Source organism: Loktanella sp. IMCC34160 (genome assembly GCF_004145845.1).
GTDB lineage: Bacteria > Pseudomonadota > Alphaproteobacteria > Rhodobacterales > Rhodobacteraceae > SELP01.
The window spans coordinates 1-2,603 of sequence record NZ_SELP01000014.1 but is presented as its reverse complement, the minus strand read 5'-3'; the positions used below and the strand labels follow the sequence as shown (position 1 = coordinate 2,603).

Annotated in this window: 2 protein-coding genes; both read left to right on the top strand. The window is 66.1% G+C overall.

The genetic code is table 11. The features are described 5' to 3' along the window. Nucleotides 1–1,591, top strand: a 1,591-nt coding sequence (locus EU803_RS18420) for a GMC family oxidoreductase N-terminal domain-containing protein (protein WP_129685602.1), incomplete at its 5' end; no start/stop codon positions are given. Beyond that, nucleotides 1,591–2,595, top strand: a complete 1,005-nt coding sequence (locus EU803_RS18415) for a Gfo/Idh/MocA family oxidoreductase (protein ID WP_242494417.1) — start codon at nucleotides 1,591–1,593, stop codon at nucleotides 2,593–2,595. The genes EU803_RS18420 and EU803_RS18415, both read left to right, overlap by 1 nt. Nucleotides 2,596–2,603 lie beyond the last annotated feature (8 nt).

Here is a 2,603-nt window from a genome sequence, read left to right as displayed (position 1 = left end):
GGAATACGACTACATCGTGATCGGGGCTGGCTCTGCGGGTTGTGCTGTTGCGGGGCGGCTTGGTGAGGCTGGGTTCAGCGTGTTGTTGCTGGAGGCCGGGGGCAAGGACCGCAATCCGTTCATCCACATACCGTTGGGCTATTCGATGCTTTACGCGAATCCGTCGGTGAACTGGTGCTATGAGAGCGCGCCGGAGCCGCATCTGAACGGCCGCCGCCTGTTCCAGCCGCGCGGCAAGGTTCTGGGCGGGACCGGGGCCATCAACGGCATGATCTACATGCGCGGCCAGCCGCAGGATTTCGACGGATGGGAAGCGGCGGGATGCACCGGCTGGGGCTGGGACGGCGTGCTGCCCTATTTCAAATCCTGCGAAGACCAGGAACGCGGCGCCAGCGAATACCACGGCACCGGCGGCCCTGTCGCCGTGTCGGATATCCGCACCGAACATGCCCTTGGCGAAGCCTTCCACGCCGCCTCCGAGGCGCTTGGCGTGCCCCGCAACGACGATTTCAACGGCCCGCAGCAGGAAGGCACCGGCTATGTCCAGACCACGACCCGCAACGGCATGCGCTGGAGCACGGCGGCGGGCTATCTGCGCGGCCCGGCCAAGCGCAATATCGACCTGACCCTGAACGCGATGGTCGAGCGCATCGTGCTGGAGGGCCGCCGCGCGACCGGCGTGCGCTGGACCGACCGGCGCGGCCGCCACGAGGCCCGGGCCCGGCGCGAGATCATTCTCAGCGGCGGCACGTTCAACTCTCCGCAGCTTCTGCAACTGTCGGGGATCGGCCCTGGCGCGGTGCTTCGGCAGCACGGGATCGAGGTGCTGCATGAACTGCCCGGCGTGGGCGAGAATCTGCAGGACCATTTCGGCATCGGCGCCGAATACCGCTCTACCGTGCGCTCGACCGTCAACGACCTTTACAACAACAAGCTCAAGGGCGGGCTGCAGCTTCTGCGGCACCTGATCTTCCGGACCGGGCCCTTTGCCGACAATGGCAATTATTCCAATACCTTCATCTGCTCCGGACCCGAGATCGACCGGCCCGACATGATGGTCACCTTCATGGCCTGGTGCACCGATGAACAGCTCAAGCCGCACCCGTTCTCGGGCTTCACGATCCTTGCCGAACACATGCGCCCGAACTCTCGCGGCCATGTCCGGATCTCCGGCCCGGCTCCCACGGACAAGCCGGAGATCCAATTCAATTTCTTCGCCGACGAGGCCGACCAGCGGGCGGCGATCGCGGGCCTGCAGTTCGGGCGCAGGATCGCGGCCACCGCGCCGATGTCCGACTGCGTCGATTACGAATTGGCGCCCGGCAAGGACGTGCAGTCCGACGCGGACTTGCTGGACTATTGCCGCGCCAACGGCCTGTCCTTGCTGCACCCGGTCGGAACCTGCAAGATGGGGGTGGGCAAGGACGCGGTGGTTGATCCGCGCCTGAAGGTCCACGGGATCGATGGCCTGCGCGTGGCCGATGCCTCGATCATGCCGCGCATCGTCACCGGAAACACCAATGCCGCCTCGATCATGATCGGCGAAAAGGCCGCCGCGATGATCGTTGAGGACGCAAGGGAATACGCCTGATGCAGACGCTTGGACTGGCCCTGATGGGCACCGGCCGCATGGCCCATGTCTATGGGCCCAAGATCAACGCCCACCCCGGCCTGCGGCTCGAGGTGATCTATAACCCCCGGATCGCATCCGCCACCAGGGCGACGGATCAATATGGCGGGCGTCCGATGGACGATCTGGATGCGGTGCTGGCCGACCCTGCGGTCGATGCGGTGATCATCGCCACGCCGACCGACACCCATGTCGACTACATCGAGGCGGCGGCGAAGGCCGGCAAGCCGATCTATTGCGAGAAGCCGCTGGATCAGTCGCTGGACAGGGTGGACCGGGCGATGACCGCGCTGCGCGACCATCCGGTGCCCTTCATGCTGGGCTTCAACCGCCGGTTCGACCCCGACAACGCCGCCCTGCGCGAGGCGGTCCGGTCGGGCGAGGTCGGCCGCCTGAACATGCTGATGAGCTGGTCGCGCGAACCCAGCCCGCCCCCCATCGACTACGTCCGCGCCTCGGGCGGGTATTTCGTCGACGCCACGATCCATGACATCGACCTGCTGTGCTGGATCGCCGGCGAACGCCCGGTCGAGGTCATGGCCGCCGGGTCCTGCATGTTCGACCCGCAGATCGGCGCCGAGAGCGATTTCGACATGACCATGACCACGCTGAAAATGCCCTCGGGCGCGCTGGTGCATATCAACAACTCGCGGGCCTGCGCCTATGGCTTCGATCAGCGGCTGGAGGCCTTCGGCGACACCGGCATGGTCCAGACCCGCAACCACCGCGACGACAACCTGCTGCGCTGGGACAGCCGCCGGACCGAGGCGCTGGAACCGCTCAAGCATTTCTTCCTCGAACGCTATGACCAATCCTTCTACAATGCGCTCGACGAGTTCCACGCCGCAGTCACAACCCACCGAACACCCTCCGCCACAGCCGAGGACGGGCGCGCCGCACTCGCAATCGCATTGGCCTGCATGACAGCGGCACGGGAGGGGCGCGCGGTCGCGCCAGCCTACTGATCCGCCAC